Raw genomic sequence first — 26,882 nt, forward strand, 5'->3', positions numbered from 1 at the left:
CAGCCGAAGGCGCGCACCTCGACCCGCGCCAGCCGCGGGGCGTGCACGCCGTCGGGCGCGAAGAACGACGCCGCGCCAAAGTCGCCCAGCAGCGCCCGCCCCTCGCCGCCGTGCAGGATGTTGTGGGCGTACAGGTCGCCGTGGAGGATGCCGCGCCCGTGCAGGTGGGCGGCCGCGGCGGCGATGGCGCGGGCGATCCGCAGCACACCGGCCGGGGTGAAGCGTACCTCGGCGGTATAGACGTCGCGGGTGCACGAATCCAGACTCGGCGGGCCCGCAAGGGGACGGAAGGCCGGGTCGATCAGCGCCATCACCAGGCCGTCGGTGCCGTCCGGGTGGTCCGCCAGCCGACCCAGCACCGGGATCAGGTGCGGGTGGGCGCCGGCGCCGAGGCAGGCCGCGAGTTCGTTGAGGGGCAGCCCGTCGCTGGTCACCGCGCCCTTGAAGAGCTTCACGGCCACGTCGCGGCGGACGCCGTCCGCCCGCCATTCGGCCCGATGGATGACGCCCGATGCGCCCTCGCCGAGCACCCGTTCGAGGGCCACGTCGCGCCACGCCACCGGGCGGGCGCAGGCACGCTGCTGCCACGCGGCGTCGAGTTCGGCGCAGAAGGGATTGCCGGCGTAGGCCAGCCAGGTGAGGCGCGGCAATGCCGGCAGCCAGTCGGGCAGCGCCTCCAGGCGGTTGGCCGAGATGCGCAGCAGTTCGAGCCCGGTACAGGCGGCCATCTCGGGCGGCAGGCGGACCAGCCGGTTGCCGGCCAGGGCGAGCTTCTGCAGCCGGGCGCAGCGCCCGATGCGCGCCGGCAGGGCCTCGATGCGGTTGTCGGTGAGGATCAGCCAGCGCAGCCCGGGCGGCAGCGACGCCTCCGGCACGCTGCGCAGCCGGCATGACTTGAAACCGATCATCTCGAGCCGCGGGCAGGCGCCCAGCACCGCGGGCAGCACTTCGAAGGGATTGCCCGAGCAGAACAGCACCCGCAGGCGGTGCAGGCGCGGCAGATCGTCCGGCAGCGCGGCGAGGCGGTTGCCCGAGAGATCGAGGATCTCCAGGGAATCGGCCAGCGCGAAAATCTCGCGCGGGAATTCGGTGAGCCCGGCGGCGAGCTTGAGGTGGCGCGCGCCGGCCAGGGCGCCCGAGCGGAGTTGTTCGAGGGTGTGCATCGCGACGAGCCTTGCGGAAGATGGCCGATTCTAGCCGGCGCGCATGTTTCGCCTTGCCGACAAAGTCCTCATCCGATGCCCCGTGGGACGCCCGGACTACCCGATCCGGTTACGGGCGCGCAATTCGCGCTCCTCGAGCTGGGCGCGGGCCAGCATGCTTTCCTGGACGAAGGCGATGTGGCGGCGTACCGCCATCTGCGCGGCCAGCGGATCGCAGCCCTGCACGGCATCCCAGATGGCGCGGTGCTGGTCGCGCAGTTCGAGCCAGTCGTCGTCGCGACGGCGCAGGTGGCGCAGGTTGCGGTCGATGTGATCGTGGGTGACGCGGAACAGGCTGGCGGTGAGGTGACCGAACATCACATTGTGGGCCGCCTCGGCGATCGCCTGATGAAAGGCCAGGTCGGCCTTCACCTGCTCCTCGAAGACGCTGGCCGACGGCCCCTCGGCGAACAGCCCCTCGACCCGCGCATACGCCTCGCCGATGCGCTGCAGATCGATGTCGGTGGCACGGCTGGCGGCCAGGCTGGCGGCTTCGGATTCGAGCATCCCGCGAAACTCCAGCAGATCGGCCTGCACGTTGGGGTGCTGTCGCAGCATCTCGCCCCAGGGGTCGGTGAAGCCCGCGTCGAGGCGATCGGTGACAAAGGTGCCGCCGCCCTGGCGGCTGTGCAGCAGGCCCTTGGACACCAGCTTCTGGATCGCCTCGCGCAGCGACGGGCGCGACACGCCCAGCTCGGCGGCCAGTTCGCGCTCGGGCTGCAGGCGGTCGCCCGGTTTGAGCGCCCCTTCGAGGATGCGCCGTTCGAGCTCGTGGGCGATGGTGTCGGAGAGGCGCTGGACGGCGATTTTTCCGATGGTCATGGTAGCCCCTGAAATTGGTCTGACCAAAATACTACCCGACGAACTTGACGGACCTCAAGACGAAACGCCGCAAAAGCTCCGCGTTTACCCTTAGAAACTCAAAAAATCAGAGGTTTGACTCTTTTAGAGGATTGACTTGACGATGGGAGCCGGGTAAATTTTTCCTCAGCCGATCAATTGGTCTTACCAATTTACCGGAAATACCCAGAATCATCTGGCCAATGGCCGCGACGACGGATCAGAATTCCGTCTCCAAGCGGCAGGACTGGAGGAGACGAATGAGCACCATCTCGACCGGCACCGGACACGGCGCCCGAACCTACCCCCTGCGCCCGCAGGCGGTCTATTTCTACGCCACCTGCCTGGTGGACATGTTCGTGCCCGAGGCGGGCATGGATGCCATCACCCTGCTCGAACGCGAAGGCGTGCGGGTGATCTTCCCGGACAACCAGACCTGCTGCGGCCAGCCGGCCTTCACCAGCGGTTTCCCGGCCGAAGCGCGGGACGTGGTGGCCGCCCAGCTCGACCTGTTTCCCGAGGACTACCCCATCGTGGTGCCCTCCGGCTCCTGCGCGGGCATGATCCGCTGGCACTGGGAGAAAGCCGTCGGCGACGACGCCGGCCTCAAGGCCCGGGCCGCCGCCATCGGCGCGCGCACCTACGAGCTGGCCGAGTTCCTGGTGCATGTGCTCGACTTCAAGCGGCCCGATCAGGGTGCCCCGACCACCGTCGCGCTGCACACCTCGTGTTCGGCCCGCCGCGAGATGGGCACCCTGCTGGTCGGCCGCGAGCTGCTGGCGCGCCTGGGCAACGTCACCCTCGCGGTGCAGGACCACGAATCGGAATGCTGCGGCTTCGGCGGCACCTTCTCGCTCAAGCACCCGGACATTTCCACCGCGATGGTCACCGACAAGGTGGCCTCCATCAAGGCCACCGGCGCCAAGCAGATGGTCACCGCCGACTGCGGCTGCATGCTCAACATCACCAAGCGCGCCGCGCTGCAGGACCAGGAAGCCGGCCGCGCCACGCCGTCGCTGCCGGGCGAGCACCTCGCCACCTTCCTGCTGCGCCGCACCGGAGGAAAAGTCTGATGAGCGCCCGCGACCGCATCCTCGCCAAGCTGCGCGGCGCCCAGCCCGCGGCGGCAAACCCGCTGCCCAGCCTCGACGAACACTACGCGCCCCGCGCCCGCGGCGAATCCGTCGCCCAGCGCGCCGCCCGCTTCAAGGCCGGCATCGAGGCCTTCCACGCCGAAGTGCATCTCGCCACCGACGCCGACTGGCCCGCGCTGCTGGCCCGGCTGTGCGTCGAAAAGGCCGTCGGCACCCTGCTCTACGGCGACGCCACGCCCGCCGGCCGCCGCCTGGATGCCGCCACCTTTTCCGGCACCACGCTCCGCCCGTGGGCTGGCCAGGTCGAGGACATCAAGGCAGACCTCTTCCACCGCGTCGGCGCCGGCTTCACCCAGGCCCGCGGCGCCATCGCCGAAACCGGCAGCCTGATCCTGTGGCCGTCCGACGCCGAGCCGCGCACCCTGTCGCTGGTGCCACCGGTGCACTTTGCGCTGCTCGACGCGCGCACCATCCAGCCCACCTTCTTCGACGCGATCCGCTTTGAGGACTGGTCCGCCGACATGCCCACCAACGCGCTCTTGATCTCCGGCCCGTCCAAGACCGCCGACATCCAGCAGACCCTGGCCTACGGCGCCCACGGCCCGAAGGAGCTGATCGTGATCGTCACCCACGCCGAAGGAGCGCCGCAATGAGCACCACCCACGTCAGCGCCGCCACCGAAAAGCCGATCGCCTTCGTCTCCGCCAAGCAGCTTCGGGAGCGGATGCACGACGCGGTGAACGACGCCCACCTGCGCAGCAGCTTCCGCGGCGCGATGGACTTCCTGATGGCCAAGCGGGCCGCCCAGTTCCCCGACGAAGGCGAGCTCGACTCGCTGCGCAGCCTCTCCGAAAGCATCCGCCAGTACAGCCTGTCGAAGCTGCCGGACCTGCTGGAGCAGCTCGAAGCCAAGCTCACCGCCAACGGCGTGAAGGTGCACTGGGCCGAAACGCCCGAAGAAGCCAATGCCATCATGCTCGGCATCGCCAAGCAGCATCAGGCCAAGCTGATCGTCAAGGGCAAGTCGATGGTGAGCGAGGAGATCGAGTTCAACCACGCCATGGAAGCCGCCGGCGTGGGCGCCCTCGAATCCGACATGGGCGAATACATCGTCCAGCTCGCCGGCGAGAAGCCGTCGCACATCATCATGCCGGCGATCCACCAGACCAAGCAGCAGATCGCCAAGCTGTTCGCCGAGCACATCCCCGGCGTGAGCTACACCGACAACGTGGACGCGCTGATCCAGATCGGCCGCCGCGTGCTGCGCGAGAAGTTCGAGATCGCCGACATCGGCCTGTCCGGCGTCAACTTCGCGGTGGCCGAGACCGGCACCTTGTGCCTCGTCGAGAACGAAGGCAACGGCCGCATGTGCACCACCGTGCCCAAGGTCCATATCGCCATCACCGGCATCGAGAAGGTCGTCGAGAAGCTGGAGCACGTCGCCCCGCTGTTCTCCATCCTGACCCGCTCGGCCACCGGCCAGGCGGTGTCCACCTACTTCAACATGATCTCCGGGCCGCGCAAGCCCCACGAGAAGGACGGCCCCGAGGAGGTGCACCTCGTACTCCTCGACAACGGCCGCTCCCAGGCCTACGCCGACGAGCAGCTGCGCAAGACGCTACAGTGCATCCGCTGCGGCGCCTGCATGAACCACTGCCCGGTGTACACCCGCATCGGCGGCCACGCCTACGGCACCACCTACCCCGGCCCCATCGGCAAGATCGTCTCGCCGCACATGATGGGCCTCGAGCAGACCCACCTGCTGCCCACCGCGTCGAGCCTGTGCGGCGCCTGCGGCGAAGTCTGCCCGGTGAAGATCCCGATCCCCGAGCTGCTGATCCGCCTGCGCGGCGAAGCCAACAGCGAACCCCACGCCAACCCGGCGATGGTCGGCCAGGGCGCCGGCTTCGACCGCCTCACCACCTTCGTCTGGCGGATGTGGGCGCGGGTCTACGGCCGGCCGGGCAGCTACCGGGCCTTCAGCTGGCTGGCCACCCGCCTGCGCTTCCTCACCCCGAGGAAGCAGTCCGGCTGGACCGCCGCGCGCCTGCCGCTGCAGCCCGCCCCGCGCCGGCTCAGAGACATGCTGCGCGACCGCAGATAGCGGCCGCGTAACGCCTCCGGGCGGCCACCGCGCCGCCCCGCCAACCCCCAGCATCCAATCCAATCCCTGACGGGAGTAACCCCTGTGTCCGCGCTCATCGACGCCCTGCGCCAACGGCTGCCCGCCGATCGCGTCATCATCGACGAACTGCGCCGCCTTGCCTACGGCACCGACGGCAGCTTCTACCGCCTGATCCCCGAAGTCGTCGCCGTGGCGAACGACGAAGCGGAAGTGCGCGACGTGATCGACCTGGCCCGCCGGCACGGCCGCCCGGTCACCTTCCGCGCGGCCGGCACCAGCCTGTGCGGCCAGGCCGTCACCGACGGGGTGCTGGTGCTGCTGGGCGAGGGCCTCGCCACCTGCCGCATCGCCCCGGACGGCGCCACCGTCAGCGTCGGCCCGGCCATCGTCGGCGCCGAGGTGAACCGCCGCCTCGCCCCCCTGGGCCGCAAGATCGGGCCCGACCCGGCCTCCATCAACGCCGCCAAGATCGGCGGGATCGCCGCCAACAACAGCTCCGGCATGTGCTGCGGCACCGCCCAGAACAGCTACCGCACCCTCGCCAGCCTGCGCGTGATGCTGGCCGACGGCACCGTGCTCGACACCGCCGATGCCGCCAGCGTCGCCGCCTTCCGGGCGCACCACGCCAGCCTGCTCGACGGCCTCGCCCGCCTCGCCGACGCGGTGCGCGGCGACGTGGCCCTCGCCGAGCGCATCCGCACCAAGTACAAGATCAAGAACACCACCGGCTACAGCCTCAACGCGCTGGTGGATTTCACCGACCCGATCGACATCCTCGCCCACCTGATGATCGGCTCGGAAGGCACCCTCGGCTTCATCGCCGAGGTCACCTACCACACCGTGCCCGAGTACGCCCACAAGGCCAGCGCGCTGGTGTTCTTCCCGGACATGGAGAGCGCCTGCCGCGCGGTGGTCGGCCTCAAGCAGCAGCCGGTGGACGCGGTCGAACTGCTCGACCGCGCCTCGCTGCGCGCCGTGGCCGACAAGCCGGGCATGCCACCGCTGCTCAAGACCCTCGCCGACGGCGCCACCGCGCTGCTCATCGAAACCCGCGCCCCCGACGCCCCGCAGCTCGCGGCCCGCATCGCCGCGGTGCTGGCCGAACTGAACCGCCACCCGCTCATCGAGGCGCCCGCCTTCACCACCGACCCGACCGAGATCGAGCGCCTGTGGAACGTGCGCAAGGGCACCTTCCCGGCCGTGGGCGCGGTGAGGAAGCCCGGCACCACGGTCATCATCGAGGACGTCGCGGTGGCCGTGCCGATGCTCGCCGCCGCCTGCCTCGACCTGCAGAAGCTGTTCGCCAAGCACGGCTACTTCGAGGCGATCATCTTCGGCCATGCGCTGGAGGGGAACGTCCATTTCGTGTTCACCCAGGATTTCGGCATCGAATCCGAAGTCGCCCGCTACGCCGCCTTCATGGACGACGTGTGCGCGATGCTGGTGGAGAAGTACGACGGCTCACTCAAGGCCGAGCACGGCACCGGCCGCAACATGGCGCCCTTCGTCGAGCTGGAATGGGGCACCCAGGCCTACGGGCTGATGAAGGAGATCAAGCAGCTCTTCGACCCCGAAGGCCTGCTCAACCCGGGCGTCATCATCAACGACGACCCGGCCGCGCACCTCAAGCACCTCAAGCCGATGCCCGCCGCCGGCCAGCTCTACGCGCCGGTGGACCGCTGCATCGAGTGCGGCTTCTGCGAACCGCAATGCCCGTCCCACGGCCTCACCCTGTTGCCGCGCCAGCGCATCGTCGGCTGGCGCGAGCTGTCCCGCCGCGACGCTGCTGGCGAGGCCCCCGGCCAGCTCGGCGAGGACTACCTTTACATGGGCCTCGACACTTGCGCCACCTGCGGCCTGTGCGCCACCGCCTGCCCGGTGGGCATCGAGACCGGCGCGCTGACCCGCGCGGTGCGCGGCGAGCAGCTCTCCGGCGTCGCGCGCAGCCTCGGCAGCCTGGCCGCCAAGCACTTCGGCGCCACCCAGGCGCTGGCCCGCACCGCCCTCAAGGCCGGCCACCTGGCCGAGGCAGTGATCGGGCCCAAGGCCCTGTCGCGCCTCACCGGCGGCGCCTGGAAGGAAGGCATGCCCAGGCCGCAGCCCCTGGGCCGCGCCACCCGCAGCCAGGGCGACAAAGTCGTCTACTTTCCCACCTGTGCCGGCCGCATGTTCGGCGCCGACACGCCGGAACATGCCCTGTCGGCCACCGTCATCCGGGTGCTGGAGTGCGCCGGCTACGCCCCGGTCGTCCCCGAAGGCGTCGATGCGCTGTGCTGCGGCCAGTCCTTCGCCAGCAAGGGCATGGCCGCCGAGGCCGACGCCAAGTCGGCCCAGCTTGAAGCCGTGCTCCGCAAGGCCAGCGACAACGGCAAGTACCCCATCGTGCTCGACGCCAGCGCCTGCAGCCTGCGCATGAAGACCTATCTCACCGAACGCCTGCCGGTGTTCGATCTGGTGGAGTTCGCCCACGACGCCCTGCTGCCGCGCCTGATGCTCCAGAAGAAGTCCGACCCGGTGCTGATCCACCTCAACTGCTCGGCGCGCCGCATGGGCTTCGAGGGCAAGTTTAAGCAGCTCGCCGCCGCCTGCGCCGAGCAGCCGGTGCTGCCGCCCGAAGTGAAGTGCTGCGGCTTCGGCGGCGACCGGGGCTTCGTGGTGCCGGAGCTCAACGCGCACGCCCTGCGCAAGCTGGAGGTGCCGGCCGGCTGCTGCGGCGGCTATTCGAGCAACCAGACCTGCGAGATCGGCCTCACCAACGCCACCGGCCTGCCCTACCGCTCGATCGTGCATCTGCTCGACGAGTGCAGCGCCGAAGCGGCGCGCATCGCGACCTGTTAGCCCCCGCGGGGGCGGGCACCCCCCGCCCCCGCGGACATCCGCCGGCCCGACCGGCACAAAAAGCCTCATCAAAGACCACACCCGCATTCTCAAAGGAGGAATACCGAATGCAACCCTGGATGCAGATTTACGACCCGCTGGGCAACCTCTGGCTGTCCTCGCTGGTCGCCGCGCTGCCGATCATCTTCTTCTTCGTGGCCCTCGCGGTGCTGCGCATGAAGGGGCATGTCGCCGGCACCATCACCGTCACCATCGCCCTGGCGGTGGCCATCTTCTTCTACAAGATGCCGGTGCCGATGGCGCTCGCGTCGGCCGGCTACGGCTTCCTGTACGGCCTGTGGCCGATCGCCTGGATCATCATCGCGGCGGTGTTCCTTTACAAGATCACCGTCAAAACCGGGCAGTTCGACATCATCCGCGCCTCGGTGGTGTCGATCACCGATGACCAGCGGCTGCAGATGCTGCTCGTCGGCTTCTCGTTCGGCGCCTTCCTGGAAGGTGCGGCGGGCTTCGGCGCGCCGGTGGCGATCACCGCCGCGCTGCTGGTGGGCCTGGGCTTCAACCCGCTGTACGCGGCCGGCCTGTGCCTGATCGCCAACACCGCCCCGGTGGCCTTCGGCGCGATGGGCATTCCCATCATCGTCGGCGGCCAGGTGACCGGCATCGACCCGTTCAAGATCGGCCAGATGGCCGGCCGCCAGCTGCCGCTGCTGTCGGTGATCGTCCCGTTCTGGCTCGTCGCCATGATGGACGGCTGGCGCGGCATCAAGGAGACCTGGCCGGCGATCATCGTGGCCGGCGGTTCCTTCGCCGTCACCCAGTACTTCACCGCCAACTACATCGGACCCGAGCTGCCGGACATCACCTCGGCGCTGGTCAGCCTGATCTGCCTCACCGTGTTCCTGAAGAACTGGAAGCCGAAGAACATCTTCCGCTTCGACAAGCAGGCCCACGCCGAGCGCCCCGCCGAGAAGCACTACGCCTTCGGCCAGATCGCCAAGGCCTGGTCGCCGTTCCTGATCCTGACCATCATGGTCACCATCTGGAGCCTCAAGCCCTTCAAGGCCCTGTTCGCCAAGGACGGCCCGCTGTACGCGCTGGTGTTCCAGTTCCCGGTGCCGATGCTCGACAAGCTGGTCATCAAGATGGAGCCGATCGTCGCCAAGGCCACCCCGTACGCCGCGGTGTACAAGCTCGACATCCTGTCGGCCACCGGCACCGCGATCTTCATCGCCGCGCTGATCACCATGGTCGTGCTCGGTATGCGCACCAGCGAAGCCGCCAAGACCCTGAAGGAGACCGTGTTCGAGCTGAAGCGCCCGATCTACTCCATCGGCATGGTGCTGGCCTTCGCCTTCGTCGCCAACTACTCGGGGCTGTCGGCCACCCTGGCGCTGCTGCTGGCCGGCACCGGCGCGCTGTTCCCGTTCTTCTCGCCGTTCCTGGGCTGGCTGGGCGTGTTCCTCACCGGCTCCGACACCTCGTCGAACGCGCTGTTCTGCTCGCTGCAGGCCACCACCGCCCACCAGGTCGGCGTCTCCGACACCCTGCTGGTGGCGGCCAACACCACCGGCGGCGTCACCGGCAAGATGATCTCCCCGCAGTCCATCGCCGTGGCCTGCGCGGCGGTCGGCCTGGTGGGCAAGGAATCCGACCTGTTCCGCTTCACCGTCAAGCACAGCCTGCTGTTCGCGACGATGGTCGGCATCATCACCACCCTGCAGGCCTACGTGTTCACCTGGATGATCCCGTAAGCCACGCAGCACCGCTTTCTGGACGGGGATTGCGTTCCCCTGGGAGCCTCGACGGCGGCCGGTGATCCGGTCGCCGTTTTTTTATGCGGCGGAGCCTCCTCCGGGCCCGCCCGGGCCAGGGCTACTGAGCGCGCTCCGACACCCCGCCGTGCTCCACGCCGCCGTGATGCAGGCGCTTCACCCGGTACATCCGCCGGTCGGCCGTCTCGAGCAGGCTGTCCACGTCCAGCCCGTCGGCCGGATATTCCGCCAGACCGATGCTCGCGCGAAGCGGGTAGGTGTGCCCCTCGAAGCTCAGCGGCTGCGCAATCTCGTCCTCGATGCGGTGCACCAGCAACGCGCCATTCATGGGCTGATCCACCGGCGAGAAGATCATGCCGAACTCGTCCCCGCCGAGCCGCGCGACGGTGTCGGACTCGCGGGCACAGGCCGCCAGCCGCCGGGCCATCTCCTTGATCGCGGCATCGCCGACCCGGTGCCCGAAGGAGTCGTTGAGGTGCTTCAGCCCGTCCATGTCGATCATCAGCACGCTGGCGGGCCGCTTGTCGCGCCGGTGCAGCGCCAGCGCGTTGCGCAGTCGCTCGATGTAGAAGGCCCGGTTCGCCAGCCCCGTCATCGCATCGTGGGTGGCTTTGTAGAACAGCGCGTCGGCGTTGTATTTCGCGGCGAAGTACAGGGCCGCCGCCACCACGTCCGACAGCAGGCGCAGGGCCCGCACGTCGGCATCGTCGAACTGGTCGGGCACCCGGGACATCGCCTTGAGCACCCCGACGTTCTCACCCTTGTGGCGCAGCGGCACCACGATCATCGAGCGCAGCCCCATCTTGCGGCAGGCCTCCCGATCAACCCGCGGGTCGTCTTCCGCATCCCGGCAGTACAGGATCTCGCCCGTCCGCACGCACAGTCCGGAGAGGCTTTCGCCCAGCCGCAGGCGCAGCCCGAGCTGCTTTTCGGCCAGCCCCGCGACGGCGCGATAGACCATCTCCTCGCCATCGGCCAGCTCGATGGCCGCGCCGTCCGCACCGATCAACGGCAAGGTACGCTCGACCACCAGGCTCATGGTGCCGCTCAGATCCAGCCCGAGCCGGGCGATGTCGGCCTGGATGGCGATGATGTCCAACAGCTGCGTCTTGGCTGGCATGGGTAACCCCACGATGGCTGGTCTAATCGCAAAAACTATACACCTTTAGTCATAGGGGGCATTGCATAAACCTTTAATGTGTCAGGGTTTCACGACAACCGCGGATGGTGGCGCCCACGCCGCAGCGCCATTCCGCCGGGCGGCCCGGGCCGCCCCCGAGCCGGGCTTCCACCCCGTCGAGCCCCCTGCGCGGCTACGCGATGGGCGTCGCACCACGGGAGGCGGCATTTCTTACAGTGTCCGACGGCGTTTCCGGGTGGCCGATGTCGCGGAGGCACGCCCCATCGGCCGCGCCTCCACCACCGCGGCGGATCATTCCGCCGGCATTCGCCGCTGCGCGCTGTCGGGATTTTTTACAGCGCCATCCCAAAACGGGTGTAACCATTTAAAACAATTGTGTTTTTTTGTCAGGCACCGGAATTGCTACATGCCTTCTGGTTGCCCATGAAGCCCATCGGGCCTCGGCGCCGAATTTCCCCGCAAGCCTTCACCCCGAGATCAAAGGAGTTGCCATGTTCGAGAGCAAGATGCGCACATGCGGCCTGGCGCTGATCGCCAGCACCGCTTTCATCGCTGCCGCACCGGCCCAGGCCAACGTGATCGGCTACTACAGCACCGTCTTCGATACCGACTGGGCCACCGCCGGCACCGGCGGCCTGCGTGGCGGCAGCGGAACGATCACCGTGAGCGGGGTGACCGGCACGGTCAACCAGTCGCTCCTGTACTGGCAGGGGCCCACCAACACCACCGACCCCAACGCGATGGCCAACATCCAGGTCAACGGCAGCCCGATCACCGGCACGAACATCGGCTTCTCGTCGGACAACTTCTGGGGCCGCCTCAACGGCCAGGCCTACCGCGCCGACACCACCGCCACCATCAACGGCAACGGCGCCTACACCCTGTCGGGCTTCAACACCAGCACCACCACCGGCAACGGCGCCGGCGCCGCGTTGTTCTTCAAGGACGCGGACACCACCAACAACCGCGACGTGGTGATCTTCAACGGCAACGACTCGAACTTCGCCACCACCTACGACCCCGCCGGCTGGGACATCACCCTGAACGGCATCAACTACTCCGGCGGTCAGGCCTTCCTGCGCCTGTTCGTGTCCGACGGCCAGAATTTCAGCGCCAACGACGACGGCACGCTCAAAGTCAATGGCGTGCCCATCGCCAGCGGTGGCCTGTTCCAGGGCGATTCGCTGCCGGGCACCTCGGTGGGCAACGGCAACCTGTTCGACATCAAGTCCTACGACATCACCAGCCTGCTGGTGCCGGGCAGCAATTCGCTGCACATCACCCTCGACGACGGCTTCAACGACGCACTGAGCGCGATCACCGCGTTCATCGACCTGCCCGCCGGGGCCGCGCCGATTCCCGAGCCGGGCGCGCTGGCCCTGCTGGGCCTGGGCGCCGCCGGGCTGCTGGCGCAGCGTCGCAAGACCGCCTGATCCAGCCCACGCCACCGCGCGCGGCGGCGATTCGACGGCGACCGCGAGGTCGCCGTTTTTTCTTGGCGCAACGGGGGGCTCAATGCCCGCCGGTGCGCGAGAAAACGTTCATCACCACCACCCCGGCGACGATCAGCCCCATGCCGAACAGCGCCGGCGCGTCGAGCCGCTGGCCGTAGATGAACCAGCCCGCGAGCGCGATCAACACGATGCCGACGCCCGACCAGATCGCGTAGGCCACGCCGACCGGGATGACCCGCAGGGTGAGGGCCAGGAAGTAGAACGCGGTGGCGTAGCCGGCCACCACCAGCAGCGACGGCCACAGCCGGCTGAAGCCCTCGCTCGACTTGAGGGCCGAAGTGGCGATGGTCTCCGAGACGATCGCGACGAACAGGAAAAGCCAGTGCTTCACGGGGACTCCCGACGGGACACGATGAGCGGGGGTGGGGCCGGCAACCGGCGGGCCTCACGCCGGGGGCTGGAGGGCGATCACCGCCATGCCGACCAGGGCGATAGCCGCGCCGCCGACGTCCCAGCGGGTGAGCGCGACGCCTTCGACGACGCGCAGCCAGCCCAATGCCACGGCGATGTACATGCCGCCGTAGGCCGCGTAGGTACGGCCGGCCGCGCTGGGATGCAGGGTCAGCAGCCACGCGAAGAGCGCCAGCGACGCCGCCGCCGGCAGGAGCAGCAAGGCTGTCCGGCCTTGCCGGAGCACGAGCCAGGGCAGGTAGCAGCCGACGATTTCGGCCAGCGCGGTCGCGGCGAACAGGAAACTCAGGCGGAGCAACTCCACGAGTGGGCCTTCTCGAGACCGGAAAGACCCGATTGTGCCACCGGGCCGCCGCTGCTGCACCGCAGCAAACCTGGCACGAAGCCTGCATGAAACGGCTTACCCCCTTCTGCTCAAGGATACGTGCCATGGACATGGGTCTGACGGAAATCGTACTGATGGCGACGCTGGGCGCCTATTCGCCGCTGACGCTGATCGCCGCGTGGTCGGCCTTCAAGCGCACCAGACTGGCGCACCGCTAGGCGCGCGCGCCCCGTCGTGGCCCATCGCGGGCCGCGCCGGGCTCACTTGGCGACGGTCTTGGACAGGTCGTAGATCACGTCCACCACCCGGGTGGCGCCGTCGCGCATCTTCTTGATCGCCTCGCCCGCATCGCCGGCGAGGCCGACGCCGAGCTTCACTTCGTTGAGGCCGGCGTTCATGCTCGCGGTCACCGAATTGGACTCGGACTGGATGGCGTGGATCATTCCGCCGATCTCGCCGGTGGCGGTGCTGGTGCGCTCGGCGAGCTTGCGCACCTCGTCGGCCACCACCGCGAAGCCACGGCCGCTCTCGCCGGCGCGGGCCGCTTCGATGGCGGCATTGAGCGCCAGCAGGTTGGTCTGGTCGGCGATCTCGCGGATGGTATTGACGATGGTGGTGATCTGGGTGGTCTGGGTGCCGAGCTTGTCCACCAGCGCTGCCGATTCCTCGACGATGCCGGCGATGGCCCCCATCTTGGCCACCGTCTCGAGGATGATCGCTTCGCCGCTCTGGGAGATGCTGCGAGTCTCCAGGGCGACCTCGTAGGCGGTGTTGGTGCCCAGTTTCTCGGCCTGATGGCGCAGCACCTGCTCGGTCACGTCGGCGGCGAACTTGACGACCTTGACGACCGAGCCGTCGGGCGAGAACACCGGGTTGTAGCTGGCCTCCAGCCACACCTCGCGGCCATGCCGGTCCACCCGCGCGAACTGGCCCTTGATGAACTCGCCCCGCGCCAGCGCCCCCCAGAAATCGGCGTATTCGACGCTCTGGCCGAAGTCCGCCGGGCAGAACATGCGGTGGTGCTTGCCGACGACGTCGCGGGCGGCGTAGCCCATGGTGCGCAGGAAGGTGTCGTTGGCGCGCAGCACGATGCCGTCGGTCGAGAATTCGATGACCGCCGTGGAGCGCTCGATGGCCTCGATCATCGCCCGGGTGCGGGCGGCGTCCTCGACCTGGGCGGTGACGTCGGCGGCGAGCTTGACCACCTTGACCACCCGGCCGCTGTCGTCGCACACGGGGTTGTAAGTCGCCTCCATCCACAGATCGTGGCCGTCGCGGTGGCGCCGCTTGACCATCCCGCGGAAGAACTCGCCACCGCGCAGGCGCGACCAGAACGCCGCGTAGTCGCGGCTCTCGGCGTAGTCCGGATCGCACAGCAGGCGGTGGGACTGGCCGGCGAGCTGCTCCGCGGTATAGCCGACGAGGGTGCAGAAGGCGGCGTTGGCGGCTACGACCTCGCCTTCGGGCGTCAGCTCGATGATCGCGATGGATCGATCGATGGCGCTCAGCAGGGCCTGGCCCTGGCGAAGCTCGGCTTCCAGCGCCTCGATCCTCAACAGGTGTTTCTTACAGAACATGCACGCTCCTCAATTTCGGCGGGTCTGGCGTCGTGCCGCTCACGGCAGGCGGGATGCCCGAACGGGCAGCCTCCGACCGCGCCGGGCGTCACGCTCGCCCGGTGTCGGCGAAAGACAGCGGGCGCATGAGGGGTTTACGGCGTCGGCGGCGAAGAATTCAGCGCGCAATGTTCAAAATTTGTCAAAAACACCAACTCGGGGGCGCGTCACAGGTAACGCAGGCGACGGCTGCGCTCGAGGCGCTGGGCGAAGCGCGGAAAATCGAGCCCGGTGCGGGTGCGCAGCGCCTTGGCGAGATTGCCGACCTCCCGCCAGCGGGGCGCGAAGGCCGGGTTGCGAAAGGCCAGCACGATGTCGTTGCCGTCGGGCAGCGACAGGGTCAGCAGGCGCTCGTCGAACACCTCGGCGATCATCGCCAGATGGTCCTCGCGGCTGTCCTTGTCGCCGGCGAGGTTGGCGACCATCACGCCGCGCCCGGCGAGGGCGTCGAGGACGCTGCGGTAGAAATCGGTCGAGCTGACCGAACCCGACAGGCCGTGGCGGTCGAAGGCGTCCATCATGACGACGTCGGGCCGCGTCTCCCAGCCGCGGCTGCGCACGACCCAGTCGGCGCCGTCGCCTTCCACGACGGTCAGGCGGGCATCGTCGGGCGGCACCGCGAACGCGTCGCGAAAGGCGATCACGTGGGGGTCGATCTCGACCACCGTGATGCGCGCCGACCCCACGTGGCGGTGGCAGAACTTGGCCAGCGAACCGCCCCCCAGCCCGAGCATCAGGATGTGCTGGGGGCGCGGCAGGAACAGCAGGAAGCTCATCATGGCCTGGGTGTAGTCCAGCGCCAGCTCGAAGGGCTCCTTGAGATTCATGGTGCTCTGGATCAGCGACAGCGAGAAATGCAGGCTGCGGGTGGTGCCGTCATCGATGACGAAGGGCTTGTCGTAGTCGCCGCTGCGTACCTTGTGGAGCAGCCACTGGCTGTCGGCGTCTGCGGGCTCGAGGAGCCGGATGGTGTCGGTATCCGACAGGAAGGGGCTGGGCAGGACCAGGATGTGCGGCGAAGAAGACGACACGGGCGATGCCAGGACAAGGGGGAGCGCCATTGTACGCCGGCGCCCCCGCGGACACCGGCGCGGGCCGGCACCTAAAGTTGACGCCCCCGGGGTCGTTAGCTGCATCAGCGCCGGCTGAATTGCCCGAGGGGGGGGCTGTCCGGCATGTCGTTCAAAATACACAACGAGGATCGCCCATGACCATCGCCAAACGCCTGCTGCTGCTGGTGGCCATCGCCCTGACGAGCCTGCTCGCGCTGACCACCGTCAGCTACCTGCAGATGAACAAGGTCTACGAGCGGACCAACTTCGCGACGATCAACGTGGTGCCGAGCCTCGAGATCCTCAACAAGATGGCGGTGGAGTTCGGCCGCCTGCGTCTGCGCGTCTATCGCCACGTGCTGGCCACCGATGCCAAGGAAATGGCGGAGGTCGACCGGAGCATCCTCCAGGCCAGGAAGTGGCTCGAGGATTCGATAAAGAGCTACGAAGGCTACCTCGCCGACGACGAGGACAGGCGCCTGCTCGACAACGAACGCACCACGCTGGCGGCCTACGTCAAATCCTTCGAAGACGTCCTGGTGGCCTCGCGTCAGGGCAAGCAGGACGAAGCCCGGAGCATCCTCCAGCAGCGCCAGTCGCTGGGCGTCAAGTTCAACGAGGAACTCGAAGCCCACATGGCTTACAACCGCGAGATCGCCAAGCGCGCGTCCGACGAAGCCGCTGCCACCAAGGACAGCGCGACCTGGATCGGGCTGGGCATCTTCGGCGCCTGCGCGCTGGCACTGGTGGTCACCAGCCTGGTGACGATCCGCAGCATCGCCGCCCGCATCGCCGAGGCCAACGCCGTGACAGCCCGCATCGCCGACGGCGATCTGCGCCGGACCCAGAACGTCGGGCTCGGCAACGACGAGATCGGCCAGATGCTGAACGCCCTCGAGAACATGCGCGGCGAGCTCGCCCGCACCATCGGCCAGATCGTCGAGAACTCCGAAGCGGTGGCCCATTCCGCCACCGAGCTGTCGGCCACCGCCCAGCAGGTCTCCACCAGTTCCGAACAGCAGTCGTCCAGCACCTCGGCCGCCGCGGCGGCCGTCGAGGAGCTCACCGTCAGCATCGACCACGTGGGCCAGAGCGCCGACGAGGCCAACCACCGCGCCGCCGAGGCCGGCAGTCAAGCGGCACGCAGCGGCAACGGGGTGGCCGACGCGGCCGACAAGATCAGCAAGGTGGCGCAGCAGGTCGAGTCCACCGCGGGTCAGATCCAGCAGCTCTCCGAGCAGGTCCAGCAGATCGACAAGATCACCGTGGTGATCCGCGAGGTGGCCGACCAGACCAACCTGCTGGCCCTCAACGCCGCCATCGAGGCCGCCCGCGCCGGCGAGCAGGGCCGCGGCTTCGCGGTCGTCGCCGACGAGGTGCGCAAGCTCGCCGAACGCACCACCAGCTCGGTGCAGGAGATCAGCAACGTCATCAGCACCATCCAGCAGGGCGCGGTCGGCGCGGTGCACAGCATGCAGTCCAGCCGCAGCCTGGTGGGCGAGGTGGTCACCTCGGCCAGCGCCGCCAGCGATTCGATGAGCCACATCCGCGCCTCGGCCGACACCATGCAGTCGACCATCGAGAACATCAGCGACGCCCTGCGCGAACAACGCGGTGCCTCGACCGAACTGGCCCGCAACGTCGAGGCCATCGCCCAGATGTCAGAGGAAAACGCCGCCGCCGTCTCGTCGGTGGCCGACACCGCCCATCGCCTGGTGGGCGTGTCCGACAACCTCAAGTCGAGCGTCGCCCGGTTCCGCGTCTGACGCCGCGCGCACCCTCGCCGACAGCCGCCCACGGGCGGCTGCTTTCGTTTACCTGAACAGTCTTGCGGGGCCCTCTACCCCCAAAGAGGTAGCCGAAGAGAATGTCGGGTTAACCGGGTCAAGTTCGTCCGCCGGCCGCCGTACTCCATCGCGGATTCTGCGGCGCCCCTCGATCAACGACCTTCCTTCCGGTACGACCACCATGACCATCGCCAACCGCCTGCTCGCCCTCGTCGCGGGCGCCATCGTCAGCCTGTTGGCCTTGTCCGGGCTCAATCTCTACCAGATGCAGCGCGTCTATTCGGCAGCCAACTACGCCAACGAAAACGTGGTGCCGAGTATCGAACGCCTCAACCACGTCACCGCCGAATTCGGGCGCGCCCGCGTGCGCGCCTACCGCTACCTGATCCAGACCGACCCCGCCCAGCGCGCCGAGCTCGACAAGCTGCTGCAGGAAGCCCGCGGCAGCATGGAGAAGGCCCTCGCCGACTACACCGGCCTGATCTCCAACGATGAGGACCGGCGCCTGCTCGAAGCCGAGCGCGAATCCCTCGCCCACTACAACCGCTCGGTGGACGCTGCCCTGGCCCTGGCCCGCGCCGGACGCAACGAAGAAGCCCAGCAACTGCTCCTCAAGCACGTGCCGGACGCCCTGCGCTTCGAGGACCAGCTCACCGCCCACACCCGCTTCAACGAGCAGATCGGCAAGGACGCCGCCGCCGTCGGCACCGAAACACAGCAGCACGCCGTGTGGGTCGCCGTGGGCCTCACCGCCGTCGCCGGCCTGATCTTCGCGGTGTTCGGCTTCACCCTCGTGCGGGGCATCACCTCGCGCCTCACCGAAGCCAACCGGATGGCCGACCGCATCGCCGGCGGCGATCTGACCCGCGGCGACAAGCCCGTCAGCGGCACCGACGAGATCGCCCAGCTGCTGCACGCGCTGGAGCGAATGCGGGTGGACCTGGCCGCGACGATCGCCCACATCCTCGGCAACGCCGGCGACGTGAACAGTTCCGCCACCGGCCTGTCCACCGCCGCCAACCAGGTGTCGGTGAGCACCGACCAGCAATCGGGCGCCACCGCGACCGCCGCCGCCGCCGTCGAGGAGCTGACGGTGAGCATCGACCACGTCGGCGGCAATGCCGACGAGGCCCGTCAGCGCGCCCTCGAGGCCGGTCAGCAGGCTGCCGCCAGCGCCCACGGGGTCGATGCCGCCGCCGACAAGATCGGCCGGGTCGCCTCCCAGGTCGAGCACACCTCCCAGCGGATTCAGCAGCTCTCCGAGCAGGTCAAGCACATCGACACCATCACCGTGGTGATCCGCGAAGTGGCCGACCAGACCAACCTGCTGGCCCTCAACGCCGCCATCGAGGCCGCCCGCGCCGGCGAGCAGGGCCGCGGCTTCGCGGTCGTCGCCGACGAGGTGCGCAAGCTCGCCGAACGCACCACCACCTCGGTGCAGGAGATCAGCACCGTCATCGGCACCATCCAGCAGGGCGCCGTGGACGCCGTGAGCAGCATGAAGTCGAGCCGCGAACTGGTCGGCGAGGTGGTCGGCGCCTCGAACGCCGCCAGCGCCTCGATGGGCCATATCCGCAGCTCCGCCGACACCATGCAGTCGACCATCGAGAGCATCAGCGATGCCCTGCGCGAGCAGCGCGTGGCCTCGACCGAACTGGCCCGCAACGTCGAGGCCATCGCCCAGATGTCCGAGGAAAACGCCGCCGCCGTCGCCTCGGTGGCCGACACCGCAAACCGCCTGGTACGTGTCTCGGACAGCTTGCGCAACAGCGTCGAACGCTTCCGGATGTAAAGCCGCCGGGCCGCCGCGACGGCCCGTGCGACACCATGTCGCACCATCTTGGTGCAAGATTTTGCGTTCCATCAATCCGCACCCCGTCTCCGTCGATTTAAGGTGCGCGCTCTTGCGAAACAGGGAGCGTCACCATGAATCAACGTGTTCCGAGCCGACACGCCATCCTTCCGCTGGCCATTGCCAGTGTCTTTGCCTGGGCGCCCGCTGGCGCCGCCGACGACACGCCATCCCTCGGCCAGGTGGTCGTCACCGCCCCGGCGATGGACGCGCCGCTCACCGTCACCACCGACCCGCGCGCGCCGCGCCAGCCGGTGCCCGCCCATGACGGCGCCGATTACCTCAAGACCATTCCCGGCTTCTCGGTGATCCGCAAGGGTGGCACCGACGGCGACCCGGTGTTCCGCGGCATGGCCGCCTCGCGCCTCGGCATCCTGCTCGACGGCGAGATGATCCTCGGCGGCTGCGGGATGCGCATGGACCCGCCCACCGCCTACGTCTTTCCCGAGGCCTACGACCGCATCACCGTGCTGAAGGGCCCGCAGACCGTCAAGTACGGCCCGGGCAACAGCGCCGGCGTGGTGCTGTTCGAGCGCAAGCCGAAGGCCCGCACCGGCTTCTCGGCCTACGCCGACGCCAGCCTGCTGGCCGGCAATTTCGGGCGCAACGACCAGATGTTCGAGGCCGGCGTCGGCAACGAGCGTTTCTACGGCGAGATCACCGGCACCCACGCCCATGCCCAGGACTACCGCGACGGCAAGGGCCGCAGCGTGCATTCGTCCTACGACCGCTGGAGCGCCAACGGCGCCGTCGGCTGGACGCCCGACGCCGACACCCGCGTCGAACTCAGCTTCGCCAAGAGCGACGGCCAGGCCGCCTACGCCGACCGCAGCATGGACGGCGTGCGCTTCGACCGCAGCAACGTCGGGCTCAAGTTCGAGAAATCCCGCATCAGCCCGCTGTTGGCCAAGCTCGAGGCGCAGGTCTACTACAACTACGTGGACCACGTGATGGACAACTACAGCCTGCGCGCGGCCCCGATGATGAAGATGGTCAGCAACCCCGACCGCGAGACCAAGGGCGGCCGCCTCGCCGCCACCCTCGACCTCTCGCCGCGCACCACCCTCGAGACCGGCCTCGATTTCCAGACCAACGACCACACCCTGCGCACCGCCAGCGGCGCCGCCGCGGCCGGCTACGACGGCAAGCCGCGGATCGCCGACATGCGCTTCAACAGCTGGGGCGTGTTCGGCGAACTGGCCCACGAACTCAACGCCGCCCACCGCCTGATCGGCGGCCTGCGCGTCGATTTCAGCGAAGCGCAGGACCAGCGCACCGGCCGCAGCAGCTCGGGGCAGACCGACAGGGACACCCTCAAGGCCGGCTTCGTGCGCTGGGAAAGCGCCCTCGCCCCCACCGCCACCGTGTTCGCCGGCCTCGGCCACAGCGAACGGGCCGCCGACTACTGGGAACGCAGCAAGGCGCCGGAAGCCACCGCCAGCGGCAACGGCGTCGCCAGCACCTTCTTCCTGAAGCCCGAAAAGACCACCCAGCTCGACTCCGGCGTGATCTACGCCGCCGGCCCGCTGCGCGCCTCGGCATCGGCCTTCTACGCCAAGCACAAGGATTTCATCCAGATCCAGAAGCTCAACGCCTACGCCACCGACGCCCTCAACATCGACGCCACCACCTACGGGCTCGAAGGCGACCTGAGCTACCGCTTCGCCAGCCACTGGCAGAGCTACGCGACGCTGGCCTGGACCCACGGCGAGAACGACAGCACCGGCCGTCCGCTGGCGCAGATCGCGCCGCTCGAAGCGCGCCTCGGCACCGCCTACGACGACCGCACCTGGAGCGGCGGCGCGCTGCTGCGCCTGGTGCAGGGCCAGAAGCGCTACGACATCAACTCCGGCAACATCGTCGGTCAGGACATCGGCAGCTCGGCCGGCTTTGCGATCTTCTCGCTGAACGCCGGCTACCGCCCGGCCAAGGACACGCTGATCTCCGCCGGCGTGGACAACCTGTTCGACAAGACCTACGCCGAGTTCATCAGCCGTGGCGGCGCCAGCATCGGCGGCTTCACCCAGACCACGCGGGTGAACGAGCCCGGCCGCACCTTCTGGCTGAAGGCCAACTTCGCGCTGCGCTGACCCGCCGGACGCTCAGCCCCCGCTCGCCGGGGGCGGCGGGTCCGCCCGCGGGGTCAGCCCCTGGCGCGGCAGGCACACCCGGAAGGTCGAGCCCGCGCCCGGCGCGCTGCTCACCTCGATGCGCCCGCCGTGCTTGGTCACGATGTCGTACGAGATCGACAGGCCCAGGCCGGTGCCCTTGCCCGCCGGCTTGGTGGTGTAGAACGGATCGAAGATGCGCTTCTGCACCGCTGGCGGCATGCCCTGCCCGGTGTCGCTCACCTCGATCCACACCTGCGCGTCGTCGAAGCCGGTCCGCACGGTGATGGTGCCCCGCTGCACGATGGCATGGGCCGCATTGACCAGCAGATTCATCACCACCTGGTTGATCTGCGCCGGCAGACAGGCCACCCGCGGCAACGCCGGCGCGTAGTCGCGGATCACCTCGGCCTTGTACTTGAGTTCGTTCCACACCACGTTGAGGGTGCATTCGATGCCGGCATTGAGGTCGGCCTCCTGCCACTCGGCTTGATCCACGCGGGAGAAATCCTTCAGGTCGGCGACGATCTTGCGCACCCGCTCCAGCCCCTCGCGGGATTCGCGCAGCAGGTCGGGGATGTCCTCCTTCAGGAAGTCGAACTCCGCATCGGCGAAGTCGGCCTCGGTCGCGCGGCCGGCACGGCAGGCCTCGAGCAGGCCGATCATCGTCTCGTTGTAGCCCTTCAGGGTGCCCATGTTCGAATTGACGAAGCCCACCGGGTTGTTGATCTCGTGGGCGATGCCCGCCGCCAGCACGCCGATCGAGGCCATCTTCTCCGACTGCAGGAGCTGGCCGTGGGCCTCCTCCACCTCGGCGATCTTGCCGGCCAGTTCGAGCCAGCGCCGCCGCAGCACCTCGAGCAGCCCCCAGCCCCCCAGGAACACCACCGCGAAGGCCGCCGCGTGGGCCAGGGTGGTCTGGCGGATGCCGTCGCGGGTCGCCGCCTCGATGGGCGCGAAGCGCTGGGTCACGCTGATCCCGCCGCGGATGTCGCCCACCTTGTAGCCCTGGCTGGCGTGGCAGGCGAGGCAGCTCTCCTGCACCTTGAGCGGCGCCATGTAGTCGGTCCTGAACAACTCGCCCGCCGCTTTCCCCGCGCGGGCTGAGGGCCCCTGAGGCCTTGCCGAATCCTCCAGTTTCCAGTGCAATCACACTCACTTTCTGGAAGATTTGGAGCGCAGATTTTCAATGACGACCCCGGACTTTTTCCGCGCCCGGCTCGATGCGATGATCGACCTGCGCCACCCGCTGGCGGTATTGGCAACGCGCATGCCGTGGGCCGAGATCGAATCGGCGCTGGCGCCATGCTTTGCCCGCCAGGATCGCCAGGGACGCCCGATCGAAGGCCTGGATCTGTTCGGCCCGACCTTGCGGGTGGCGGGCGCAGGCACCAGCGCAGCAGGTCGCCCGCGCCTGCCGATCCGCCTGATGGTCGGGCTGCTGTACCTCAAGCACGCCTTCGGCGAGAGCGATGAGAGCGTCGTGCAACGATGGGCGGAGAATCCGTATTGGCAGTTCTTCTGCGGCGGCGAGTACTTCGAGACCCGCCTGCCCTGCGACCCGAGCAACCTCACCCGCTTCCGTCGCGCGCTGGGGGATGCGGGGGTGGAGGAACTCCTGGCCAAGACCATCGAAGCCGCCGTGTCGATGAAGGCCATTGCCCCGAAGGACCTGGAGCGGGTCATCGTCGATTCCACGGTGCAGGAGAAGGCCATCGCCTTTCCCACCGACAGCCGGCTGCTCGACGTGGCCCGGCGCAAACGGGTGCTCATCGCCAGGCGGGCTGGCCTGGTGCTGCGCCAGACCTTCGAGAAGGAAGGCCGCAGCCTCAAGCGGCGGGCCGGCGGCTACGCCCACGCCAGACAGTACCGGCGCCTGCACCGGGTGCTCAAGCGTCAGCGCACGATCCTGGGCCGGGTCCTGCGTGACCTGGAACGCCGTCTGCCGACGCTGGCGGAGAGGATGAAGGAGATTGCCACCCTGTGGCTCGAACGGGCCCGGCGCATCCACACCCAGCGGCCCAAGGACAAGCACAAGCTGTACGCCCTGCACGCGCCGGAAGTCGAATGCATCGGCAAGGGCAAGGCCCGCCAGCCTTACGAATTCGGGGTCAAGGTGGGCATTGCCACCACCGAGAAAGGCAACCTGATCGTCGGCGCCCGGGCCTTTCCCGGCAATCCCTACGACGGCCACACCCTCGCCGAGCAGATCGAGCAGGCGACGATCCTGATGCAGGACGTCCAAGGTGCCCCGAAGCCTCATACCGCCATCGTCGATCTGGGCTATCGGGGTGTGGAGGTGCCCGGGATCGAGATCATCCACCGCGGCCGGATCAAGAGTCTGAGCGCCAAGGCGCGCCGACTGCTCAAACGCCGTCAGGCGGTGGAGCCGGTGATCGGGCACCTGAAGGACGACTGCGGACTACGGCGCAATTGGCTTAAAGGATCGGAAGGCGATGTGCTGCACCCCGTGCTCTGTGCGGCGGGCTACAACCTGCGCTGGTTGCTGCGGGCCATTGCCCGCTTGGGGCTGAGGGCGCTTTTTGCGCTCTGGTTTCTGCTCGGGATGCTTGGGCGAGTAGCCGGCGACGAGCGTTCCTGGCCGGTGGGCAGGCGGCTGGAGGTGGCGAATTGAATATTTCAGGGCCGACGACTTACGCGGGCTTTCAGGAAGTGCTGATTAAATCGTTTTTCGAAGCGAGCGCTTGCAACCTGTTGATTTATATGGACACGCCCCAGTGAGGATGGAATAAATCAGCCTCTCCTTAGGTTTCGACAGCCCTGCGTTACGTCCCCCGGCTCGCCGCCAAACCATCACTTACCAAATTCCTTCTATCGTCGCCGGGCACTCTTTATTGAGGCCTGGCTCGATATCCACTGTCCAGCCGTGTGGGTCCGTATAGCCTTCAAAGACTGCGCCGGAGCATAGGGTTACGCGGTACCTGACTTTTGCCCCAACGGGGCTTAAGAACCGCACAGGCCCCCCGAACTTCATCGGCTCGGTGGCGCTTCGTGCAAGAGAAGAACCGGGCGCAGAAAAATCCTTACGCGAAACCAAGCGTCGAACCACTTGTGAACTCTCCACGCGAATCGGTGCGTTTGGGCGCAGGAATGCAGTACGCCCCATGTTGTCCGTTATTCCACTGTACCCTCTCCACGCCGTATCCGTTACTCCTTGCCACGCTACGAGATAAGGAGTGTTAGGCATCGGCGCACCCGTCTTGGGCTCTCGCAAGACGTAGTAGCAGCCATTTTTACCGGAGCCAACCTGTTGCTGTCCCTTTATCGCGTCAGGCCAGCACTCGTAAGAAGATGGAACAGGTGGGATAGGATCGGGGAACAAGGGCGGAGCCGAAGCCGGCACGACGACGTCAGGCGCCGGAACCAGTTCGTTTCGCCCTGTGGCGCTTTTTGAGGCCACTTCGGGGATCATGCAATGCTCGTAAATCTTTTTATTTTTCATATTCCCCATTGTACCGATGGGGACAGGTATCGGTACAAAGACAACGCCCAAGTACTCGCCCGAGCGGCTCCTGGAAACGCAATTTACATCAGGGGTAAAAGCCGAAAGATTGCTCCGGGGAACTATGCGCTGCGTATCGAAGTTGAACGGAATACTTGCCGAAGGAGGAACGGGGCGAGGACCTCGCGCATCGACATTCCAGCGAGCGGGCAGGACACGTTCAAATGAACTGTCGCCACCAATAGTCGCATGATAGAGCATGAACTTCCGCTGCAGAGATTCGGGAATGTCTGCCACGGAAAGTCCCAGAGTTTCCACAACCGGAAAACAAACTGTGTCGGGACACTCTCCCCCGCGTTCCGCAAACACCCACACATCGTTTCCGTCGCGCAAGACCAGCCTTGGAAGGAATGGATAATACCGAGATGAATGCGCCTTGATGACTTCGTATTTATAACTGCGCCCTGACGACGCATCCAATTGGCTCTGTGAGTCAACCCAGACGAGACCAAGCCCTACAACATACCCAACGAACTCCGCCGTGGTTCCATGCAGACCGCTAGCCGGTCGCTGAAAAGCAACAGCCTCACCGCCACCATATGGAAACTCCAGATTTTCTGGAAGCCGGCGGGCATCGCTAGCGTAGTAAGGGCTGTCATCCTTCTCAAGCTTCGACGTGATTTCATCGAACAGATTCCAATTTGTAGGACGGATGACCAACTGACGACTTACCACGCCCTGACCCTCACTGCATGCCAATCTGTCGGAGGACTCCAATGTGCCGGAGGACCCCCATGCATCCTTTTGATAGCAATCAACGAGGAGGAAGACCTCGTTGCCGTCCTTCAAGGAGAACAATGGTGTCTTGGCGTATCCCATCTGATACTCCTCGTACCTTACCAATGGCAGGGGCGCCGCGCACGCTGACAGCATCAGCGAGGCTGCTCCGATCCAGAGTCGATAGCGCCGGGGGGATTTTTTGTGACGCGCGTGCTCCTGCATAACTTTCATATCATCCTCGCTGCATGCATCCCCTCAGCCAGAGCAACCGCACCTTCCGAGGGGCTTCTACGATCCCCCCTTAGGGGAGTGCTGATTAAATCGTATTTTGTCGAAGCGGGCGATTGCAACTTGTCGATTTACAGTACTACGCCCGAGTGAGAGTGGAATAAATCAGCGTTTCCCCTAACAGGCTGATGCAAAACTATTTCGAGTCGTCATAAACGTTGTTTTAAGGGGTCTCTTCACCTCCGCCACCCCCGAAAAAATTGCGTGTAGACCGTTCTGACGGGTCGTCATATTTTTCCGGGGCTGGTTTTTTACTTTTGCATCACCCTGCTAAGTTTACATACTACGCTACTCTTCTACATTGTAGCTAGCAGGCCGATGCAAAAAGCTCAGACTCCACGTTCAGCCTGATGCCCGTTGTTTGATCTCTCATGACTTCATTCCCGGAATTGGATTTCCAATCCCGTTTTGATGCCCATTGAATGGGTAGATAAATGGGTTTTCACCCGATTCCGGGGCCCGCATCATGCCGCGCTCCCCGCGGCTTGCAATTTGGCAATCCGCAGCAGGTTGTATGCGGCCGTCGACAGGTAGGCGGTGATGACGCACGACACGCACTGAGGGCTACGAGGTCAGTCAGCGCAAACGAAAGCGGATCGAGGAGATCTTCGGCTGGCTGAAGACGGTGGGCGCAATGAGAAAGACCCGCTTCATCGGAGAAGCCCGAACCC

Annotated in this window: 19 protein-coding genes and 2 pseudogenes; 11 read left to right on the forward strand and 10 right to left on the reverse strand. The window is 67.1% G+C overall.

Features of this window, described 5'->3' with window-relative positions:
* Together ACE3P2_RS05725 and ACE3P2_RS05730 are read right to left on the reverse strand one after the other, a co-directional pair.
* The coding region (locus tag ACE3P2_RS05725) for a leucine-rich repeat-containing protein kinase family protein (protein ID WP_374262002.1) at positions 1-1,163 on the reverse strand (1,163 nt) is incomplete at its 3' end.
* 96 nt (positions 1,164-1,259) lie between these two features.
* Positions 1,260-2,024 carry a GntR family transcriptional regulator gene (locus ACE3P2_RS05730; protein ID WP_374262005.1) on the reverse strand — a complete coding sequence of 255 codons (765 nt, stop codon included), beginning with the start codon at positions 2,022-2,024 and terminating at the stop codon, positions 1,260-1,262.
* 278 nt (positions 2,025-2,302) lie between these two features.
* Between ACE3P2_RS05730 and ACE3P2_RS05735 the strand changes: the two genes are divergently transcribed.
* From ACE3P2_RS05735 to lldP, 5 genes are all read left to right on the forward strand, one after another.
* On the forward strand, positions 2,303-3,115 hold the full coding sequence (locus ACE3P2_RS05735) for a (Fe-S)-binding protein (protein ID WP_374262008.1): 813 nt from the start codon (positions 2,303-2,305) through the stop codon (positions 3,113-3,115).
* Positions 3,115-3,789: a lactate utilization protein C gene (locus ACE3P2_RS05740; RefSeq protein ID WP_374262011.1), complete on the forward strand. Its 675-nt coding sequence runs from the start codon at positions 3,115-3,117 to the stop codon at positions 3,787-3,789. The genes ACE3P2_RS05735 and ACE3P2_RS05740 overlap by 1 nt, the downstream gene beginning before the upstream one ends.
* On the forward strand, positions 3,786-5,240 hold the full coding sequence (locus ACE3P2_RS05745; protein WP_374262013.1) for a LutB/LldF family L-lactate oxidation iron-sulfur protein: 1,455 nt from the start codon (positions 3,786-3,788) through the stop codon (positions 5,238-5,240). The genes ACE3P2_RS05740 and ACE3P2_RS05745 overlap by 4 nt, the downstream gene beginning before the upstream one ends.
* 84 nt (positions 5,241-5,324) lie before the next feature.
* Positions 5,325-8,099, forward strand: coding sequence for an FAD-binding and (Fe-S)-binding domain-containing protein (locus ACE3P2_RS05750; protein WP_374262015.1), 2,775 nt, complete (start codon positions 5,325-5,327; stop codon positions 8,097-8,099).
* 107 nt (positions 8,100-8,206) lie between these two features.
* On the forward strand, positions 8,207-9,853 hold the full coding sequence (lldP, locus tag ACE3P2_RS05755) for an L-lactate permease (RefSeq protein ID WP_374262018.1): 1,647 nt from the start codon (positions 8,207-8,209) through the stop codon (positions 9,851-9,853).
* A gap of 121 nt (positions 9,854-9,974) precedes the next feature.
* On the opposite strand, the gene ACE3P2_RS05760 is transcribed toward lldP, so the two are convergent.
* The gene (locus tag ACE3P2_RS05760) at positions 9,975-10,994 is read right to left on the reverse strand and encodes a diguanylate cyclase domain-containing protein (protein WP_374262021.1); all 1,020 of its coding nucleotides are present in this window, start codon (positions 10,992-10,994) and stop codon (positions 9,975-9,977) included.
* Between the two features lie 512 nt (positions 10,995-11,506).
* On the opposite strand from ACE3P2_RS05760, the gene ACE3P2_RS05765 reads away from it, so the two are divergent.
* Positions 11,507-12,448, forward strand: coding sequence for a PEP-CTERM sorting domain-containing protein (locus ACE3P2_RS05765; RefSeq protein ID WP_374262023.1), 942 nt, complete (start codon positions 11,507-11,509; stop codon positions 12,446-12,448).
* Positions 12,449-12,527: 79 nt separating this feature from the next.
* Here the strand turns inward: ACE3P2_RS05765 and ACE3P2_RS05770 are convergent, their stop codons facing one another.
* From ACE3P2_RS05770 to ACE3P2_RS05790, 5 genes and pseudogenes are all read right to left on the reverse strand, one after another.
* Positions 12,528-12,860: a multidrug efflux SMR transporter gene (locus tag ACE3P2_RS05770; protein ID WP_374262026.1), complete on the reverse strand. Its 333-nt coding sequence runs from the start codon at positions 12,858-12,860 to the stop codon at positions 12,528-12,530.
* Between the two features lie 54 nt (positions 12,861-12,914).
* Positions 12,915-13,244 carry a YnfA family protein gene (locus tag ACE3P2_RS05775; protein WP_374262029.1) on the reverse strand — a complete coding sequence of 110 codons (330 nt, stop codon included), beginning with the start codon at positions 13,242-13,244 and terminating at the stop codon, positions 12,915-12,917.
* A 281-nt stretch (positions 13,245-13,525) separates the two neighbouring features.
* A complete protein-coding gene (locus tag ACE3P2_RS05780; protein ID WP_374262095.1) occupies positions 13,526-14,083 on the reverse strand; it encodes a methyl-accepting chemotaxis protein in 558 nt (185 codons plus the stop codon).
* Positions 14,081-14,842, reverse strand: a pseudogene (locus ACE3P2_RS05785) (PAS domain-containing protein); the annotation flags it as partial. The gene ACE3P2_RS05780 and the pseudogene ACE3P2_RS05785, both read right to left, overlap by 3 nt.
* Before the next feature lie 206 nt (positions 14,843-15,048).
* Entirely contained in the window at positions 15,049-15,912 is an 864-nt protein-coding gene (locus ACE3P2_RS05790) for a spermidine synthase-like protein (RefSeq protein WP_374262032.1), read from the reverse strand.
* Positions 15,913-16,088: 176 nt separating this feature from the next.
* On the opposite strand from ACE3P2_RS05790, the gene ACE3P2_RS05795 reads away from it, so the two are divergent.
* The 3 genes from ACE3P2_RS05795 to ACE3P2_RS05805 all read left to right on the forward strand — a co-directional run bounded on the left by ACE3P2_RS05795 (position 16,089) and on the right by ACE3P2_RS05805 (position 21,662).
* Entirely contained in the window at positions 16,089-17,699 is a 1,611-nt protein-coding gene (locus tag ACE3P2_RS05795) for a methyl-accepting chemotaxis protein (RefSeq protein WP_374262035.1), read from the forward strand.
* A gap of 202 nt (positions 17,700-17,901) precedes the next feature.
* On the forward strand, positions 17,902-19,512 hold the full coding sequence (locus ACE3P2_RS05800) for a methyl-accepting chemotaxis protein (protein ID WP_374262037.1): 1,611 nt from the start codon (positions 17,902-17,904) through the stop codon (positions 19,510-19,512).
* A 134-nt stretch (positions 19,513-19,646) separates the two neighbouring features.
* Entirely contained in the window at positions 19,647-21,662 is a 2,016-nt protein-coding gene (locus ACE3P2_RS05805) for a TonB-dependent copper receptor (RefSeq protein WP_374262040.1), read from the forward strand.
* Between the two features lie 12 nt (positions 21,663-21,674).
* Here ACE3P2_RS05805 and ACE3P2_RS05810 read toward each other — a convergent pair whose 3' ends face one another.
* A complete protein-coding gene (locus tag ACE3P2_RS05810; protein ID WP_374262042.1) occupies positions 21,675-22,739 on the reverse strand; it encodes an ATP-binding protein in 1,065 nt (354 codons plus the stop codon).
* A 130-nt stretch (positions 22,740-22,869) separates the two neighbouring features.
* Here ACE3P2_RS05810 and ACE3P2_RS05815 point away from each other — a divergent pair, with 130 nt between their 5' ends.
* Entirely contained in the window at positions 22,870-24,315 is a 1,446-nt protein-coding gene (locus ACE3P2_RS05815) for an IS5 family transposase (protein ID WP_374262045.1), read from the forward strand.
* A 183-nt stretch (positions 24,316-24,498) separates the two neighbouring features.
* Here ACE3P2_RS05815 and ACE3P2_RS05820 read toward each other — a convergent pair whose 3' ends face one another.
* Positions 24,499-26,022 carry a hypothetical protein gene (locus ACE3P2_RS05820; RefSeq protein WP_374262048.1) on the reverse strand — a complete coding sequence of 508 codons (1,524 nt, stop codon included), beginning with the start codon at positions 26,020-26,022 and terminating at the stop codon, positions 24,499-24,501.
* 733 nt (positions 26,023-26,755) lie between these two features.
* Between ACE3P2_RS05820 and ACE3P2_RS05825 the strand changes: the two are divergent.
* Positions 26,756-26,878, forward strand: a pseudogene (locus ACE3P2_RS05825) (IS5/IS1182 family transposase); the annotation flags it as partial.
* Positions 26,879-26,882: the final 4 nt, after the last annotated feature.

This window comes from Zoogloea sp., assembly GCF_041911615.1.
Taxonomy (GTDB): Bacteria; Pseudomonadota; Gammaproteobacteria; order Burkholderiales; family Rhodocyclaceae; genus Zoogloea.

Bases quoted from the DNA above. Each gene is read 5' to 3' on its own strand.
- ACE3P2_RS05735 (WP_374262008.1), top strand. From the start codon at position 2,303: ATGAGCACCATCTCGACCGGCACCGGACACGGCGCCCGAACCTACCCC.
- ACE3P2_RS05730 (WP_374262005.1), bottom strand. From the start codon at position 2,024: ATGACCATCGGAAAAATCGCCGTCCAGCGCCTCTCCGACACCATCGCC.
- ACE3P2_RS05745 (WP_374262013.1), top strand. From the start codon at position 3,786: ATGAGCACCACCCACGTCAGCGCCGCCACCGAAAAGCCGATCGCCTTC.
- ACE3P2_RS05760 (WP_374262021.1), bottom strand. From the start codon at position 10,994: ATGCCAGCCAAGACGCAGCTGTTGGACATCATCGCCATCCAGGCCGAC.
- ACE3P2_RS05820 (WP_374262048.1), bottom strand. From the start codon at position 26,022: ATGGGATACGCCAAGACACCATTGTTCTCCTTGAAGGACGGCAACGAG.
- ACE3P2_RS05810 (WP_374262042.1), bottom strand. From the start codon at position 22,739: ATGGCGCCGCTCAAGGTGCAGGAGAGCTGCCTCGCCTGCCACGCCAGC.
- ACE3P2_RS05800 (WP_374262037.1), top strand. From the start codon at position 17,902: ATGACCATCGCCAACCGCCTGCTCGCCCTCGTCGCGGGCGCCATCGTC.
- lldP (WP_374262018.1), top strand. From the start codon at position 8,207: ATGCAACCCTGGATGCAGATTTACGACCCGCTGGGCAACCTCTGGCTG.
- ACE3P2_RS05815 (WP_374262045.1), top strand. From the start codon at position 22,870: ATGACGACCCCGGACTTTTTCCGCGCCCGGCTCGATGCGATGATCGAC.
- ACE3P2_RS05740 (WP_374262011.1), top strand. From the start codon at position 3,115: ATGAGCGCCCGCGACCGCATCCTCGCCAAGCTGCGCGGCGCCCAGCCC.
- ACE3P2_RS05765 (WP_374262023.1), top strand. From the start codon at position 11,507: ATGTTCGAGAGCAAGATGCGCACATGCGGCCTGGCGCTGATCGCCAGC.
- ACE3P2_RS05795 (WP_374262035.1), top strand. From the start codon at position 16,089: ATGACCATCGCCAAACGCCTGCTGCTGCTGGTGGCCATCGCCCTGACG.
- ACE3P2_RS05805 (WP_374262040.1), top strand. From the start codon at position 19,647: ATGAATCAACGTGTTCCGAGCCGACACGCCATCCTTCCGCTGGCCATT.